This window comes from Vagococcus allomyrinae (assembly GCF_017829975.1).
In the GTDB taxonomy this organism is placed as follows: domain Bacteria; phylum Bacillota; class Bacilli; order Lactobacillales; family Vagococcaceae; genus Vagococcus_D; species Vagococcus_D allomyrinae.
Genome location: NZ_JAEEGA010000008.1, coordinates 187,035 through 203,704 on the forward strand (window position 1 = coordinate 187,035; position 16,670 = coordinate 203,704).

Genomic DNA, 16,670 nt, shown 5'->3' on the forward strand with positions numbered 1-16,670 from the left:
GTCTGACTACTTCGTTTTGAAGGCATTTGCCTGGAAACGTAACAATTCAGCTATTTTTTCCAACTCACTGATATTTGTTGAGAATTCCTCCATGGTTGCTAAAATCTCCTCTGCATTGGCAGAAACTTCTTCCGTTCCAGCTGAATTTTCTTGGGTGGAAGCTGAGATATTTTCAACAGAGAACATAACTCCGTCTTTTTGTTTTTTTACTTCTTGACTTAACATATCGACCGCTTGAATTTCTTGAATCAATTGTTCAAACTTATCCGATACTTTATTGGCCGAATCAATCGCGTCATTAATCGCTCGCGTTTGTTTTTCGCCGCCCTCATAAGAATCAGTCACTTGCCCAACCATGCCACTTGATTTAAGTTGAATTTCTTCAATGATGCCTTCAATATCTTTGGTTGATGCGGAACTTTGTTCTGCCAACTTGCGAACCTCTTCCGCCACAACGGCAAAACCTTTACCAGCCTCACCAGCTCTAGCCGCTTCAATCGAGGCATTTAAAGCTAATAAGTTAGTTTGAGACGAGATGTTTGTTATCACTTGGATAATTTTATTGATATCTTGAATATCTGCATTCATGCTACTCATGTTCGTTACTAATGTCCCTAATTTCTCACGCTCAATTTCCCAACTCTCATGAACATGGAACATTAACTCTGAGTTACGCATGTTAATTTCTGTGGCTTTTTTAGCATCGCTATTCATGTCAACTGCACTTTGATGAATCACTTCAATGACCTCGCCTAATTGGTTCATCTCTGTCACCGTCCGCTCAGCATCTACTGCTTGAGAACTGGTCGCTTGGGCAATCCCAGTGATGGTGTCTGACACTTCTTCCGTTGCAGAACTGGTCTGCTTTGAAATCTCTGCCAAAGAAATGGACATATCAGCAATATTAATGCTTTCTTCTTGAATTCCTTGTACCAAGCCAGCAAAACCAGTCAACATATCGTTGTAGGCATTGGCAATTTGATCCACTTCGGTTCCATTTTCCTTGATCTCACCCGTGCCGAAAATTTTCTTCATCCAAGGGTGTCTTTCCGCCTTTTGTTGATCGCTAGCCGTCATCCGAATATTGGTAATTTTCGCAGTTAAGTCACCTTCACTTGCTCGCTTGAATGAATTCACTAAGACTCTAGCGGCTTGAATGATTACCTTTGATAACATCAACGCGATCAGCGAGCCGATTATTCCCCACCCCACTACAACAATAGCAGCTGATTTAATAAATGAATTGCGTTCATTATTCAGCTCTTGCTTTTGGACACCTGCAAAAGTCACTAAGCCCGTTTTCGTTTTAGCGTAATAAGATTGACCCGTGTTAGTTTTGACGTGCCCTTGATCACCCGTCATTTTTTGAAAATATGGTGCTTTGGCCAAAGACGTTCCTATTTCTTTTTCTATACCAGAACCAAGCACTAAGCCATCCTTCGTCGTTAGCACCATCCGTCCGGTATTTCCTACTTTGGTTTTTTCAATGATCCGACCAATTTCAGCAAAGTTGACATCAACCCCAATCACCCCAACTTGCTTGCCACTTTTCTCAACCGTCATCGATAAAGTCATCACAATTCGCCCTGTGTTACGATCAGCAAGTGGCTCACTCCAAACCATTTTACCTGGAGCACCAGTCGCTGCTTTATACCAAGGTCGTGTTAAAAACTTACTTTCCGCATCATCCATGCGCACACTTGAAATCAATGTTTTACCTTGAGGGACATAATAAATATCCTCAATATTAACATCCGCCTCTTTTACCAAAGCTAACACACGGCGAAGATTCTCTTGTTCCGTAAAATTTGTGACAGGATTTAACACTTCTGGTTGAGTCACGATGGTTTGTAAAATGTTTTCAACTCCTGTTTGAATCCCATCTAGACGATCCGCAATCCGTTCAGTACTATTTTTTTCCTCAATACTTATCCGACTGCCAATCATGGTCGTCATAATACGCAAATTAAGTAGTAACACAATCAGCACTGGAATTAATCCCATTGCGATTAAAAAGGACACAATCAGCGGTCCCAAAGATTTAGCTCTTTTTTTGCTCTTTTTCATCCAAAAAACTCCTTTAAACTATATTATTCTTTCTCTGAGTTTATCGGCTAATTTTAGGAAAAAGTTAAAGTCTGATTGATATTTTCTGCTTATGACGAGCAATCACCGCGAAACACAATCAACTTGCCAAATGCCATCCTTTAATTCACTAACCTCAGTGACACCCTTAAATAATAAAAATATCTTGTTCATCAGAAGGTAAGCCATAATTACCTGACAATTGATCACGAATAATTTCGCCATTCCTGATTTCAAGTACGCGATAACGAATTGTATTGACGATTGTGCTATTGTGAGTTGCCATCATAATCGTAGTACCTAATTGATTTAATTGATAAAAGATGCGCATGATCTCTATAGAGGACTTAGCATCCAAACTACCCGTCGGTTCATCTGCGATAACAATTTTCGGTCGATTAGCGATGGCTCGAGCAATCACCACCTTTTGCTGCTGACCTTGTGACAAGTCACCTGGCAAAGCATGCTGATAAGCCGTCATTCCAACCAGTTCCAATGCCTCTAGTGCCTTTTGCTTCATACTTTTGCGATTTGCCTCAACAGCTTGCAAACTGTACAGAATATTTTTATAAACACTTAAATTATCAAGAAGCAGTACTTCCTGAGGGACAATGCCTAATTGCCGTCGCAATAACGGAATTCGTTGTTCTTGCAAATGAAGTAGATTGGCGTTACCAATTTGAAGCTCACCTTTTGTCAAGCGTTCTTCACAGGTCAATAATTTAATTAAAGTTGTTTTACCTGCACCACTCGGTCCGACCAAATAGATAAATTCACCTTGCCTGATACTACAAGAAATTCCCTTTAAAGCCCACGTCCCATTGTTGTATTTTTTAAATACATTCGTTAACTTTATCATTGCTTCACAACTTTCCAATTAGTTCTATGAAAGTATGCCCCTTTCCTTAAACGTACCAAGCATCATCAGGACCTCTTCAAAAAACGAACCCTATTATTGTTTAAATTCATTCACTCGCTGCATCATTTCATCTGTTGCTTGCATCACTTTGGCATTCATCGAATAAGCCCGTTGGGTGATAATCATGTCAGACATGGATTCAGCCAAATCAACTGTTGAGCTTTCTAAGTAGCCTTGTTTAATGGTGCCAAAGCCTTGAGAGGACATCTGAGACGTTCGCAGTACTGCCCCATTCACTCCGTATTTATTATTCCCCAATTCTTGTAACTGATTTGGGTTATCAACCGTAAACAATAGAACCTTGCCTACCGCTTGATCCCCCATAAAAATGGTCCCATCTTCCCGAATTGACGGTGAGCCTGCCGGCCATTGGCCTTGAGGTACTAGATAGTCAACTTCCAAACGATCTCCACTACTATTGTGCAAAAGACCAGTTTGATCTATGCCAAAACCGCCATCACGAGTTAAAACCAACTGATTATCAGCACCTCTCACACCAAAAAAACCTTGCCCAGAAATCGCTAAATCGTATAAACCCTTGCTACTAACAAGTCCTCCTTGAGAGACATTCACACGACTTTGACTTACCTGAACACCACGATTAATGCCGATATCATTGGCGTTAGCACTTACGTCCACTGTCCCTGTAACATCATTTAACAATAATTCCTGAAAAACAGTATCCTTTTTTTTATAGCCAGTAGTATTCACATTGGCCACGTTGTTAGAAACACTGTCTAACTGTTGCTGTAATCCTTTTAAACCGGTTAAACTAATTGACAATGAGTTATTCATCATTACCTCCTATACTTTTCCGAGTTCATTGACCGCTCGACGAAGGGTCTCATCTGACGCGTGAAGTGCCTTTTGATTCGTCTCAAATTGGCGAGCTGTCTCGATTAATTGCGTCATTTCATCAACCATATCGACATTGGAACTCTCTAAATACTTCGACTGAACAACTGTCTGATTGTCCGGCTGACCATTGACACCAATAAAAACAGTTTGTCCTCGACTTGTTAAATCCGTTGAATCATTAAAACGAGTTAATTGAAAATCAGGTAGAGTTTCCCCCTGGTTGACTGTAATCCCCTGACCATTCGCCCCTATTACCAGATAACCTTCCTGAGTGACTAATTGGTTCCCGTCGTTTAAATTGAAATTACCATTGCGCGTATAAGCTGTTTGACCATTTGCGAGGCGAATATTAAAGTAGCCATCACCAATTAAACCAAAATCAGTCTCGCGACTTGTGGCTTTCATAGCCCCTTGGCTCATATTTTGACTAACACCAGCGAGTTGATTGCCAAAAATAAAATCCCCAATCTCGTTTCGTTGGTCTAAATTAGGCCCATTTAAATGATTAAACATCGGCACAGCTGGTCTAGTAGTTTGCAGCAATTGCTTAGATTTATAACCATATGTATTGGAATTGGCAACATTGGCGCTAAGGTTTTCCTGTTTTTTTTGGAGAATATTCAAATTGCGCTGAAGCGTATCCATGCTTCTAATCATTCCAGCTCACCTTCAATTAGTTCTTTTAACTTAAGCAAAATTTTACCGTGAAGTTGAGAGACTCTAGGTATCGAAATATCTAATATCTCGGCTATTTCTTTCAATGTTAATTCCTCCACGTAATATAAATTTAAGATGATTTGTTCCCGTTCAGCCAGTTGTTTAACCGCACAATTGAGAGCGCCTTTCCGCTCCTCATCCAATAACAAGTCATCAAAAGGTAGCATTTGATCATCTTCGATGACATCTTTTAATTCCAAAACCTCACCTTGGTTATTAAAGATGGTGTCTTCTAATGAAATATTTGCTAGGTAGTGAACTGTCTCATGAATTTTTGACAACTGTTTATCGGTAATTCCCAATTCCTCACAAATCTCCTGATCAGTCGCCGCAGCCATCTTTCTTTTTTCAACCGCTTCTTTTCCCCGATAAAATGCCTCTAGATTCGTCATTCGGGTCCGTGAGACCCGGGATGTCTTGCGAACCTCGTCAATAATAGCTCCGCGAATACGAATATACGCGTAACTTTCAAAGGGAACTTTCTTGGTCACATCGAATTTTTTTAACGCATCCATCAAACCGATCACTCCAATATTAAACAAATCATCCTTATCATACTCTCGGTTTTTAATATCAATTCGGTTAACAACACGCTCAACAAAGGGTAAATATTTGACAATCTCCTGTTCATAATCTATTTCATACACGACACTAGCCCCTCCATCTTCTATTCATTACAGTTATTCATCTTGATCTAAAGAGACCATCCCCACGGTTTCTATTGCCACTTCGTTAGGAATCTCATTGAGAGACAACACAGCTAAATCTGGAAAATTATACGAAATTAGCTTTCTAAAAATTAAGCGCATATTGGGTGAAGCTAAGATCACATGTGTCACATTTTCTCCAACTAATTGGTGATGCGAGCGACTTAAACTATCAAAAATTTTGGTGATGATCTCTGGTTTCAATATTGGAATGGAGCCTGTGGTGGTTTTCTGAATACTTTTCGATACTAGCTCCTCTACCTCTGGATGCAGAGTGATCACTCGTAATGTATGGTCATTCCCTAAGTACTGTTTGACTATTGTTCGTTTCAGTGATTGGCGAACGTGTTCTGTCAAAACTTCTGAATCTTTTGTGGTAGTGCCAAAATCGGCTAAGGTTTCCAAAATAGTCACCAAATCATTGATGGGAATCTGTTCTTTCAATAAGTTTTGCAAAACTTTTTGAACCTCCCCTAATCGCATAATCTCAGGAATCAGTTCATCGATCACCACATTATATTTATCTTTAATACCTTCCAGTAAATGTTTGACTTCTTGACGTCCTAAAAGTTCAGCGGTGTTGCTGTAGATGACTTCTTTGAGATGGGTTGCAATCACCGTGACAGGTTCAACCAGTGTGGCTCCTTGTAAATCAGCTAACTCACGATCCTGTTCATCTATCCACAAAGCATCCAAACCGAAGGCTGGTTCTTTCGTTGGAATCCCATTAAAGGCCAACTGCTCGTTCTCAGGGTTAATGATCATATATTTCTGAGGATAGATATCCCCTCTCCCCACTTCATTTCCTTTTATTTTGATGCAATAATCGTTGGGATTTAGTTGCAAATTATCGCGAATTCGAATTGGTGTTAACAGGACGCCTAATTCATGAGCACACTGTTTCCGAATATTAATAATTTGTTTCATCAAACTGTTATCCAAACTCTCATCCGTCATAGAGATCAAGGCATAACCAATTTCAATCGAAATTGGCTCAACTTGGAAGGACGACACACTGTCTTCCTCCTCCAACTCTTTCTCCTTTTGCATCAAGGTTAAGGCTTGACGTTGTTCAATTAAACGCTGCTCTTCATTTTTTTCTTGGGCTTTCATGCGGTAACCAATCGTCCCAAAGACGGCTGACACAATAAAAAAGGGCAATTTAGGAAACCCTGGCACTAAGGAAATCATGAGCAGTACTGTGGCGACAATATAAGAAATCATTGGACTGCGGAACAAATCAGTTTTAATTGCATCACCAAAGGTATTATTATCATCGGAACGAGTGACGATGATCCCAGAAGAAACGGAAATCAACAAAGAAGGGATCTGACTAACTAAACCATCGCCGATCGACAGCTTGCCAAATTTGTCCAAAGCCTCAACGACGCCCATCCCTTGACCCATTGAAAAAATTAATATGCCGCCAATTAAATTGATCAGCGTAATAATGATGCCAGCAATGGCATCCCCTTTAACAAATTTACTGGCACCATCCATCGCGCCAAAAAAACTGGCTTCCCGCTGAAGATCTTTTCGACGTTTTTTCGCCTCTTCTTCGCTGATAATCCCAGCGTTTAAATCCGCATCAATAGCCATCTGCTTACCAGGCATGGCATCCAAAGTAAAACGGGCGGATACTTCTGATACCCGACTGGCACCATTGGTAACAACGACAATTTGTACGATTGTAATAATCACGAAAATCACCGCACCCACGATATAATTATTTCCCGCGACCACATTAGCAAAGGCATCAATCACGTGTCCAGCTGAGCCCTTCGTCAAAACCAGGCGAGTAGAGGAAATATTCAACCCTAATCGGAACATCGTTGTAATTAATAACAGTGTGGGAAAGGTGGAAAATTCCAACACATTTTTCGTAAACAACGTAATCAGTAATACGTTAATGCCGATAGTAATATTGACAATCAGCAAAAAATCCAAGATACTGCTAGGCAAAGGGATGATAATTAATCCGATCACCGCAACGACGATAAATGAGACAATAACATCTGAATAATTAATCGATTTTGCTTTATTTTTAGAAAAAACACTTCCCATGTTACCCCTCTTTACGTCAATAGTTAACAATCATCGACAATTGACCGATTGAATAACTAGCTATATTTTATGTTTACTTGCCTCATTCATTTGATAAACGAGGGCCAAAATTTCAGCCATCGTTTCATACATTTCAATCGGTATCGGGTCCCCTACATTGGTCGCCTTATAAAGTGCCCTAGCAACAGGTTTATTCTCAATCAATGGAATCCTGTGACCTTTAGCTTCTTCGCGAATCTTTTGAGCGAGAAAGTCGGCACCTTTTGCAATCACAACCGGCGCACTATCACGGCTTTTTTCATAGCGAATTGCGACTGCTAAATGAGTGGGATTGGTTAAGACAACGGTGGCATCTTTAACATTTGCCATCATGCCGCTTACCATCTGCTGGTACATCCCCCTGCGCTGTGATTTAACATGAGGATCCCCTTCTTGCTCCTTATACTCGTCTTTAATATCTTGTTTAGACATTCGCAAATTTTTGCGGAACATAAATCGCTGATAGATGTAATCAATAATCCCTAACACAGATAAAACAAACGCAATTTTCAAACTCAAGGTTCGAATAAAGGCTAAAATGAATGGCAATAAACGTTCAACTCCGTAATTCCCAATATTGAGAAACTCTGTCAGAACTTCTGTAATCTCATTTAACGTCAAATAAAAAATAATCACTAATTTGCAGATATTTTTTACTAGACCAAACATCGCTTTTGAGCTAAAAATATTTTTAAATCCACTGATCGGATTCAATCGCTTAAAATCTGGTTTTAAAGGTTTGCCCGTCAACAAGAACCCTACTTGGCCAAGACTCACCAGCCAAGCACTGAGGAATCCTATAACCAGAAAAGGCGCGATCATTAGGAGCAAGGCTAACATACTCTGAAGACCTATTGCACCTAAGTTATTTTCTAGTTTTAGCAGATCATAACCTTTAGAAAAATGACTCTCCAAAAGCTTAAAAGATTGCTTGGTCACGAATTCCCACAAAGGGACGATCATCACCGCAAAGACCACAAAAGTAACTGCTGAAGTTAGTTCCGGACTTTTGGTTAACTCCCCTTTTTGCCTAGCATCCCGCAAACGTTTTGGGGTGGGCTTTTCGGTTTTGCCATCTTTATCCGCCACTTACCACACCTCACTTAATCAGAGATTCAACAAATTCATGTAAATACTCGCCAATTTTTGGCATCATATGAGTAATTGATTGGACAACATTAGGTAACAACATCATCATAAAAAAGAAACTAACTAAAATTTTTAATGGCATCCCTAACATCAAAACATTAATTTGTGGGACACTGCGAGAAATAATTCCCAAGACAATATCAACAATTAACGCCACTACAATCATCGGTGCTCCTAAAACTAAACCTATTCGAAAAACCTCCGAAAATAAATGAACAACTCCCTCCACACTCATGCCGGTCAGTGTTGCTGTACCGATTGGAATTAACTTAAACGAGTCAAGCAAACCTTGGATTACCATATGGTGCATATCAGTAAAAAAGAAAATACTCAGCGCCAGCCAATAATAAAGACGACCATAATTTGACGCATGAACCCCAGTAGCAGGATCATAAATTGACCCCATAGAAAATCCTACTTGAAAATCAATTAACTGTCCGGCAATCTCAATTCCAGTAAAAATCAACTGTGTTACAAATCCCATTGCTAAGCCGATCAAGACTTCTCTAATCACATAAAAAAGTAACACATATAAATTTTCTACCATCACCACTTGTTCACTTAAGCCGTTGACTGACATTGTAAACGCCACTGCTAACATGACTTTCGCTATAGTTGGCATACTTTTAAAAGAAAAACCCGGTGAAACAACTATAAAGGCCGTTATCCGACTAAATATCAGCAATAAGTCAATTAATTTTTCTGACACTAAACCACCTTCTTCAAACGCTAATTTCTCAATTCACTATAACGTGGCAATCAATTTAAAAATTGACTTAGTAAATTCTACTAGGGTATTCAGCATAAAATTTCCGACAAAAATTAAAGTTAAAAACACCGCAATTAATTTGGGGACAAAACTCAATGTTTGTTCCTGAATCTGAGTAGTCGCTTGCAAAATACTAACCAGCAAACCAACAACCATGGCAACTGCTAACACTGGTCCGGCTATCATAATGATCTTTAAAAATGCCTCACCAATTACATCTAAGACTATTTGTACTGTCATCTGTTTCCCCTCTTACAGTGTTTGATTTTATTAACATAGCTTTAAGATCATTGTGGTTAATGAAACCCTCTTACTAAGGATTCAACCACAAGATACCAACCATCTACCAACACAAATAGCAATAATTTGAAAGGTAAAGAGATCATCACCGGGGATAACATAAACATTCCCATAGACATCAAAATGCTGGAAACCGCCATGTCAATAATTAAAAAAGGAATAAAAATTAAAAAACCAATACTAAAGGCCGTCCGCAACTCACTGATCAAAAAAGCCGGAATAATTACTGTTAATGCCAGATCCTCTGGTTCCTTGACTTGATCTTTGCCGGAATTTTTCAAAAACAACTCTAAATCTTTTTCTCTGGTCTCTTTTAACATAAATGTTTTCATCGGTTTTTCAGCAAGCCCTATAGCTTGAGATTGGCTAATCTCATCCTTCATTAAAGGCTGTATTGCCACATTGTTAATCTCAGTATATACAGGTTGCATGATAAAAAAGGTTAGAAACAAAGCAATGCCAATCAGTACCTGATTCGGCGGCGTCTGCTGTGTTCCCAGGGAACTTCTTACAAAAGATAAAACCATAATAATACGGGTAAAGGAGGTAGTTAAAATTAACAACGTGGGAATTAATGTTAAAACGGTCATTAAAACAAACATCTTAATTGTATCTGGACTGCTGTTATTACCAGCTAATTTAGTCACTGTATCTGTTATTTCATCCACATCTACTGCTAAAACTTGCTGCCCCCACCCTAATAACCCCAGAATCAAAAGCAGACCACTTAACTTTAACTTCACAGTTTTTTCCTCTTCCCTGACGATGTTATCACCTTGAGAAGTTTGTGACTTAACTGTTGATACTCGTCACTCTTTTCCAGTTGAAGTGCCCGCTCCTCAGCTTGTCTTACTTGAATCTCACGGGTATCTGCTTCGCTGAGCTCTTTAATAATTTCATTTTTATCATGGGTAAAACTCATCAAGTAGTAACTGCCACAAATACAGACAATACTAAGGGATGAGTCCTTATTAATCGGCATTTTTTCAATGACCTGAATATTCTTACTATTTTTTGTCACATAACGATTTAGATACTTCAATACATAATTCGCTAGTAAGATGATGGCAAAAAGAAAGAAAATACTTTTTATTAAATAGATCAAACCACTCATTCCAGCGACCTCCTTAACTGTTGCGCCTCGATATGTACAAGCTGGCAAATTACCAGGCTAACTAATGTTACACCACTCTGCCCAGTATCCTCCTACTGGATAACCAAATTCGTAATAAACACCTCACGAACTAAAGCTGAGCCATAATCTTTGTTAACCTGTTCTTTAATCTCCTGTTTCAAATTATCAACCCCATTTTTTTCGTGAAGAATACTTTCCGCCTCTTTTTGGCGAAGGGTGTTAATAATGCTGTCTCGGATTAAATCTTTACTTGTGGCAATGACTTCTGCATTTTTTTCACTTGAGACCATCAGCGAAAGCTGAACCTTAATGTAAGGCATCTCATTGTTTTTGCTTTTAGCCAAGTTCACCAAAAATTCGTCTAAAGGCACTGACACCTCATGTTCACTAAACTTTTGATCTACCTCTTCTGGCACTTCTTTCCCATGCACTTGATTAGAAAAATAATTGCCAATAAAAGTTCCCACTGCACCGCCACCAATCGCAATAATCAAAACTGCGATCACGAGTAACATCGTTTTATTACGCTTTTTAGGTTTATCATGTTGTTCATCGATTTTTTCAGCCATTTACTTGCACCTCCCAGTTCAATTGCTTTCATTTTCTCCCTGATTAGCTTTACTGATTAACGCTCTTGGCGGGTTGCTATGAACCGCTTGTTGAAAAGTTAACACTAACTCAACCACCCGTTCAGGCGTCTCTCGAACCATAAGTGTTTTCCCATCAACTAGCGTAATCACAGTATCTGGAGATGCTTCTATTCGATAAATCAGGGTGCTATTTAAGAAAAAAACTTGTTGGTTCATGGTCGTTAATTTAATCATCTCAGCCACTCCCTTTTTTAGCGTTTCTACTTAACTATCGTTTTAAATTAATCAATTCTTGTAGCATTTCATCTGAAGTGGAAATGCTTCTTGAATTTGCCTGATAAGCCCGGCTGGCAATAATCATCTCCGTAAACTCATTTGCTAAATCTACATTAGAACCTTCCAATGACCCTTGAACCAACCTTCCTGAACCTTCTGTTCCAGCAGTGACAACAACTGGTTCACCTGAATTAGCTGTTTGTGCATAATTATTACCACCCATTTTTTCTAAACCATCAGCATTTGAAAATGTCGCCACTGAAATCTGACCAATCACATAGGAATTATCATCACTGTACTTTCCTGTCACTAGGCCAGTCGAATCAATACTGTAATTTACCAAATCTAATTCTTTGCCGTTTACGGTCAGTTTATTCTTAATTTCAATCGGACCTATCTGATCATTATTAGTTAAATCAGTATTCGGATCAAAGTCTTTATCATTTTCAACTGGATTACCCCCTACTGTTCCACGCCCCATCACCTTATAACCGTCAGCGTTTGTTAAGGTACCATTATTATCAAGAACAAATCCGCCATCTCGAGTGTAGTATTTGGTTTGATCATCGCCACCTTTTTGTAAGATAAAAAAGCCACTGCCGTCTAAGGCAAAATCTAAGGCACGACCTGTCGGTTGAGGTGTCCCATTTTCCATCATTGTATCGATTGACCCCACTTTAACCCCTAGACCAACTTGTCGAGCATTAACCCCGCCCATTCCATTTGCTGTTGGTCCCTGAGCATTTGCCGCCGTTTGACTCATTAAATCCTGAAAGCGAACTCGGCCGGCCTTAAAGCCGACAGTATTAACGTTGGCAATATTATTTGAAACAACATCCATCTTTGTCTGCAGGCTTTTCATCCCACTAACTCCTGAATAAAGTGATTTAAGCATTTTTTTCCTCCTGATTTAACTTTTTTATTTTCTGTCATTGGTTCTGCTTCAGTCATTCCACAGAATCACAGCCTCTTGTCAGTCCAGCTGCTAGCTAAAGAAATTGATACTGTCAATATTGGTGACATCCTTTAATTCCAAATGATCCACAACCGTCACAATGGTTCGTTGCATCAAGCTCGTAATAAATCCTGTTTCCTTATAAACTATCAAACAATCACGACTACCTTTTAAGATCATCTCAGTGATAACTTGAGACAATGTCTTTTTATCTCTTTCACCTATATAGTTCCTATTAAATAATCCAATGGAACTATCTGTCTGATTATTTAACATGATGTATCTAACTGGATATTTCGTTCAAACATAGGTCTTTTAGCAGGTTAGGAAATGGTGTGGAACACTCTTCCCAACCTCTCCCCTCACCAATTGCTTCTGAGGTAATTGACAGACAATCATCCTGTCACATAGGATACCGCTGATCCTTCGCGGTTTACATGCCTAATTCTAAAATATTACTCATCAAGTAATCCTTGCCATTAACTTCGATAGTCGCAAAACCTGTGGCAAATTTCACTTTATCAATCTTACCAGAGACTGTCTTATCACCATCCATAACTTTGACTTCCTTGCCAATCATGCTGATTGCTTGTTGTTGCTGAGTCATCATCATCGTGTATTCGACATTGGAACTCAAGGTTTGAATCTGCTCTAAAGTAGTAAATTGGACCAATTGAGAAATATAATCCGTTCCCCCGCTACTACCGCCACTTTCCCCTCCTAATGAAGGATTGCTCATCGATGCCGCTAAGATTTTTAAAAAGTCATTCATATCAATACCACTGGAATTTTGGCTTTTTGCACTTGACGATACGCTGCTTCTTCCCATAGGCATTTGGGAACTTATTTCGGTCATCTGACCCCTCCTATCTGATTTAGCTTAAACTAAAATGTCAACTCGATCTGCTAAATCATTCACCACCTCAAGTTGCTTTGCTTCATAGTGAGAGCTTTGCCGAATTGATTTACCACGTTGCTGATGGGCGTGCTGCTGTTGTTCAAAATGACCATTAAAATCAAAGGTGTTGGAATTTGTGTTTTGTAAGGCAACATCAACCTTATTCACTACTATCTGCTGCTTGGCCAAGTTTTGCTCCAACAGAGGCAAACAGGTTTCAACTAACTCCCTAACGCCCTCACTTCCGACTAAAAATTTTGCTGAAATTTTCCCTTCTTCAAATTTGACTAAAATCTCTAGCTGTCCCAATTTTTCAGGCTGCAATGTCAATTTGAAAACTTCTTGACCACTCTTACCTAATTGAGTCAAGGTCTCGGCTAGTCTTGGCATATTTTGATCCTGGAAATCCTTAACTACTTCAGGCGACGGCGTTTGAGACATTTTCTGAGCTAACAACGGTTGATCAGTCGCTTTGCTTGTTGTTAGTGACTGGCCCACCGCTGAGGGAACTGGTTCTGTTGTGATATCTAAATTGTTATTGGTCACAACTGGCTCTGCTTCTAATGGGAGCGTCGGTTTCACTTCAACCGAAGGCTCAGCCACTTGAAACAGCTCCCCCTCGACTTGTTCCATTTCAACGAAATCAACTTCTCGAGATATTGACTGCTTATTTCTCAATTTATTCTGATCGACGCCGTTGTTTTTTTCTTCAGTCACAACGTCTTCCGTTGGTCTCATAACTCCTTTTACAATATCGCCGAACTCTGACTTTTCAGCGGGCATTTCAACGGGCATTTCATCGACCAATAAAGCCGTTGGTTCCTTCTCCTGAACGTTAAGATCAGTCTGAAAAAACGTAACAGTCCCATCACGAACATGTCGAATTGACTCTAGCCCATCACTTTGCTCCCTCAGGCTGGCATTCATGCCAAGTGAAACCTCTGCTAACTGAGATTGGTTAGCGGGTCTAATCTTTTCCTCAACTGCATTTTGAACCACGATCTCTTCCGGTATAGCTATCAGATCGCTAACCGTTCCTTCACTTTCAATTGTCGGCGAAACTGAAGTCCCCTTACTTGTCGCAGATAAAGCTGTCGTAACTTGCTCCGGTAATTGATTTCCCCCCAGATTAAGCGTGTACGGAAGTATCATTAACTCACTGGCTTCATCCTTGTTTTCTTTATATTTTGGTAGGGTCGATTCAGCTATTTCCGGCTGCTCTGATTCTTCCCCGACACACTCCTCAACAAGTCCGCTTGACTCATGAATATCTTCCCTTGTTTCACTCACTGCATGTCCTTTTATCGCTGAAATCAATGATGACTCAAATTGTTGTTGATCCACTTGGACCTTTTCAGCAATCGAGACGTCTACAACCGCTTCAATTCCTTGAACTTCCATTTTTCACCACCTTTCACAGACAGTCCTTAACTCACTGACGATTGAAAACGCAAAGTTCCCATCTCATCAAGATCCTTCTGTTCCTGACGCTTTTCTTCTTTGGCATAAGCTTCATATTGCCGTTCTTTTAACTTCTCTAATATTTTCCGATCTTGTTGAGCGCCGATTAAGACTTGTCGTTCCGCCTCAGTTTCATGATTGACTTTTTCAAGTGCCCGCTTTTGCAAGACGATTTGTTCATCCAAATAATTTTTATACAGATGCTGTTGTCTCAAAGTATTGACGTTTATAAAATTAGTAGTTGACACTTTCAACTCCCGACTAGCCGCGACTATCTCTGCTAAAATGGCTTCCTGTTCCATCTGTTCAAATCGTTTTTGCATAAAGTTCTTCTTGGCAAATTCTTCTTGAGCTTCACGCCAATTAAGAACTTTTGCCATGCTAAATTGATACTTGCCCACTACTTTCCCTCATTTCCAATTCCCTACCACTTATCTTCAAAAAGTTGTTCTAAGCGTATAACCGTTTCACTAAAAGTGGTCGGTTCATCAACTTTCTGTCGTAAAAACCCTTTAATCCCTTCATGTAAATCCAACGAGCGATCAATATTTGGGTTACTGCCCAGCTTATAAGCACCGATATCAATCAAATCCTTTGCTTCAGCATAAATGGCCATATTTTCTTTTAGTTCACCTGCTTGCTGATGGTGCTCTTGACTTACAATGCCTTTCATCAAACGACTAAGACTTTGTTGAATATCAATTGCCGGATAATGATTTTCCGACGCAATTTTCCGTGATAAAATAATATGCCCATCAAGAATCCCACGAACAGCATCTGCAATCGGCTCATTCATATCATCCCCTTCAACAAGAACCGTATAGAAAGCGGTGATGGAGCCAGTTTGAGCCATCCCACTACGTTCTAACAACTTAGGTAACATCGTGAAAACAGAAGGTGTATACCCTTTTGTGGTCGGTGGTTCGCCAGTCGCCAACCCAATTTCACGCTGAGCCATGGCAAAACGTGTCACAGAATCCATCATCAAAATAACTTTTTTACCTTGATCGCGAAAATATTCAGCAATTGCCGTCGCCACAAAAGCACCTTTTAAACGAACTAAGGGAGGCTGATCAGACGTAGCACAAACTATCACTGATTTTTTATATCCTTCCATCCCCAGATCATTCTCAATAAATTCCATCACTTCTCGACCGCGTTCCCCGATCAACCCAATCACAATCACATCAGCTTCACAATAACGGGCTAACATACCTAACAACGTGCTTTTCCCAACACCACTACCGGCAAAAATCCCCATTCGTTGGCCTTCGCCCACCGTCAGAACCCCATCAATAGCTCGCACACCGGTGCTCATCACGGTTTCAATTTTTCGTCGAGTAAAGGGATCTGGTGACATTCGATTCACATCGTAAAATTCACCCTCAACAGCCTGATCCGAAGTCAACACGCGACCTAGTCCATCAAGTGTTTGGCCTAATAATTTGTCACTGATCTCAATCTTTAGCGAACGTCCAGTCGGTTTAACCAAGCAACCTGGACCAATCCCAACTAACTCATCCATAGGCATCAACAAGACCGTCTTGTCAATAAAACCGACCACTTCAGTCAACACCGTTTTATTGGTTTTTGCAATTTCGATTTCACACACTTCACCAACAAAAACACTTAACCCTTCCACTTTAATAATCAGTCCGACCACTTGGGTCACCTTACCAAACTTCTGATGATAGCTTCGCTTAGCCAGTTTCTCTTGATAGTCGGCAAACGATAAATTTAGTTCCATC

The 16,670-nt window shown here is 39.9% G+C and carries 19 protein-coding genes; all 19 read right to left on the reverse strand.

The window, feature by feature from the left end; all coding sequences use genetic code 11:
- Nucleotides 1-6: 6 nt before the first annotated feature.
- Nucleotides 7-2,067: a methyl-accepting chemotaxis protein gene (locus I6N95_RS13480; protein WP_209528812.1), complete on the reverse strand. Its 2,061-nt coding sequence runs from the start codon at nt 2,065-2,067 to the stop codon at nt 7-9.
- 166 nt (nt 2,068-2,233) lie between these two features.
- On the reverse strand, nt 2,234-2,944 hold the full coding sequence (locus tag I6N95_RS13485) for a cell division ATP-binding protein FtsE (RefSeq protein ID WP_209528814.1): 711 nt from the start codon (nt 2,942-2,944) through the stop codon (nt 2,234-2,236).
- A gap of 93 nt (nt 2,945-3,037) precedes the next feature.
- Nucleotides 3,038-3,799: a flagellar hook-basal body protein gene (locus tag I6N95_RS13490; protein WP_209528816.1), complete on the reverse strand. Its 762-nt coding sequence runs from the start codon at nt 3,797-3,799 to the stop codon at nt 3,038-3,040.
- A 9-nt stretch (nt 3,800-3,808) separates the two neighbouring features.
- Nucleotides 3,809-4,519 (reverse strand): flagellar hook-basal body protein, encoded by a 711-nt coding sequence (locus tag I6N95_RS13495; RefSeq protein WP_209528819.1) that lies wholly within the window; start codon nt 4,517-4,519, stop codon nt 3,809-3,811.
- Nucleotides 4,516-5,226, reverse strand: a complete 711-nt coding sequence (locus I6N95_RS13500) for a sigma-70 family RNA polymerase sigma factor (RefSeq protein WP_209528821.1) — start codon at nt 5,224-5,226, stop codon at nt 4,516-4,518. Before I6N95_RS13500 ends, I6N95_RS13495 begins: the two co-directional genes overlap by 4 nt.
- A 33-nt stretch (nt 5,227-5,259) precedes the next feature.
- Nucleotides 5,260-7,350, reverse strand: coding sequence for a flagellar biosynthesis protein FlhA (gene flhA, locus I6N95_RS13505; RefSeq protein ID WP_209528823.1), 2,091 nt, complete (start codon nt 7,348-7,350; stop codon nt 5,260-5,262).
- 60 nt (nt 7,351-7,410) lie between these two features.
- Nucleotides 7,411-8,478, reverse strand: a complete 1,068-nt coding sequence (gene flhB / locus I6N95_RS13510; RefSeq protein ID WP_209528825.1) for a flagellar biosynthesis protein FlhB — start codon at nt 8,476-8,478, stop codon at nt 7,411-7,413.
- A 10-nt stretch (nt 8,479-8,488) separates the two neighbouring features.
- Nucleotides 8,489-9,247 carry a flagellar biosynthetic protein FliR gene (gene fliR / locus I6N95_RS13515; protein ID WP_209528843.1) on the reverse strand — a complete coding sequence of 253 codons (759 nt, stop codon included), beginning with the start codon at nt 9,245-9,247 and terminating at the stop codon, nt 8,489-8,491.
- A gap of 36 nt (nt 9,248-9,283) precedes the next feature.
- Complete coding sequence (gene fliQ, locus I6N95_RS13520) at nt 9,284-9,547, reverse strand: flagellar biosynthesis protein FliQ (RefSeq protein WP_209528845.1); 264 nt, start codon at nt 9,545-9,547, stop codon at nt 9,284-9,286.
- Between the two features lie 56 nt (nt 9,548-9,603).
- Nucleotides 9,604-10,350 (reverse strand): flagellar type III secretion system pore protein FliP, encoded by a 747-nt coding sequence (fliP, locus tag I6N95_RS13525; protein ID WP_209528847.1) that lies wholly within the window; start codon nt 10,348-10,350, stop codon nt 9,604-9,606.
- Nucleotides 10,347-10,721, reverse strand: coding sequence for a flagellar biosynthetic protein FliO (locus I6N95_RS13530; protein ID WP_209528849.1), 375 nt, complete (start codon nt 10,719-10,721; stop codon nt 10,347-10,349). The genes fliP and I6N95_RS13530 overlap by 4 nt, the downstream gene beginning before the upstream one ends.
- Nucleotides 10,722-10,813: 92 nt before the next feature.
- A complete protein-coding gene (locus I6N95_RS13535; protein ID WP_209528851.1) occupies nt 10,814-11,311 on the reverse strand; it encodes a flagellar basal body-associated FliL family protein in 498 nt (165 codons plus the stop codon).
- An 18-nt stretch (nt 11,312-11,329) separates the two neighbouring features.
- Complete coding sequence (locus I6N95_RS13540; protein ID WP_209528853.1) at nt 11,330-11,566, reverse strand: flagellar FlbD family protein; 237 nt, start codon at nt 11,564-11,566, stop codon at nt 11,330-11,332.
- Nucleotides 11,567-11,600: 34 nt separating this feature from the next.
- Nucleotides 11,601-12,503 carry a flagellar hook-basal body complex protein gene (locus I6N95_RS13545; RefSeq protein ID WP_209528855.1) on the reverse strand — a complete coding sequence of 301 codons (903 nt, stop codon included), beginning with the start codon at nt 12,501-12,503 and terminating at the stop codon, nt 11,601-11,603.
- A 90-nt stretch (nt 12,504-12,593) separates the two neighbouring features.
- On the reverse strand, nt 12,594-12,764 hold the full coding sequence (locus I6N95_RS13550) for a hypothetical protein (protein ID WP_209528857.1): 171 nt from the start codon (nt 12,762-12,764) through the stop codon (nt 12,594-12,596).
- A gap of 232 nt (nt 12,765-12,996) precedes the next feature.
- On the reverse strand, nt 12,997-13,419 hold the full coding sequence (locus I6N95_RS13555) for a flagellar hook capping FlgD N-terminal domain-containing protein (RefSeq protein WP_209528859.1): 423 nt from the start codon (nt 13,417-13,419) through the stop codon (nt 12,997-12,999).
- A gap of 24 nt (nt 13,420-13,443) precedes the next feature.
- The gene (locus I6N95_RS13560) at nt 13,444-14,862 is read right to left on the reverse strand and encodes a flagellar hook-length control protein FliK (RefSeq protein ID WP_209528861.1); all 1,419 of its coding nucleotides are present in this window, start codon (nt 14,860-14,862) and stop codon (nt 13,444-13,446) included.
- A gap of 26 nt (nt 14,863-14,888) precedes the next feature.
- Nucleotides 14,889-15,323, reverse strand: a complete 435-nt coding sequence (fliJ, locus tag I6N95_RS13565; RefSeq protein WP_209528863.1) for a flagellar export protein FliJ — start codon at nt 15,321-15,323, stop codon at nt 14,889-14,891.
- A gap of 23 nt (nt 15,324-15,346) precedes the next feature.
- Nucleotides 15,347-16,669: a flagellar protein export ATPase FliI gene (fliI, locus tag I6N95_RS13570; protein WP_209528865.1), complete on the reverse strand. Its 1,323-nt coding sequence runs from the start codon at nt 16,667-16,669 to the stop codon at nt 15,347-15,349.
- Between the last annotated feature and the right edge of the window lies 1 nt (nt 16,670).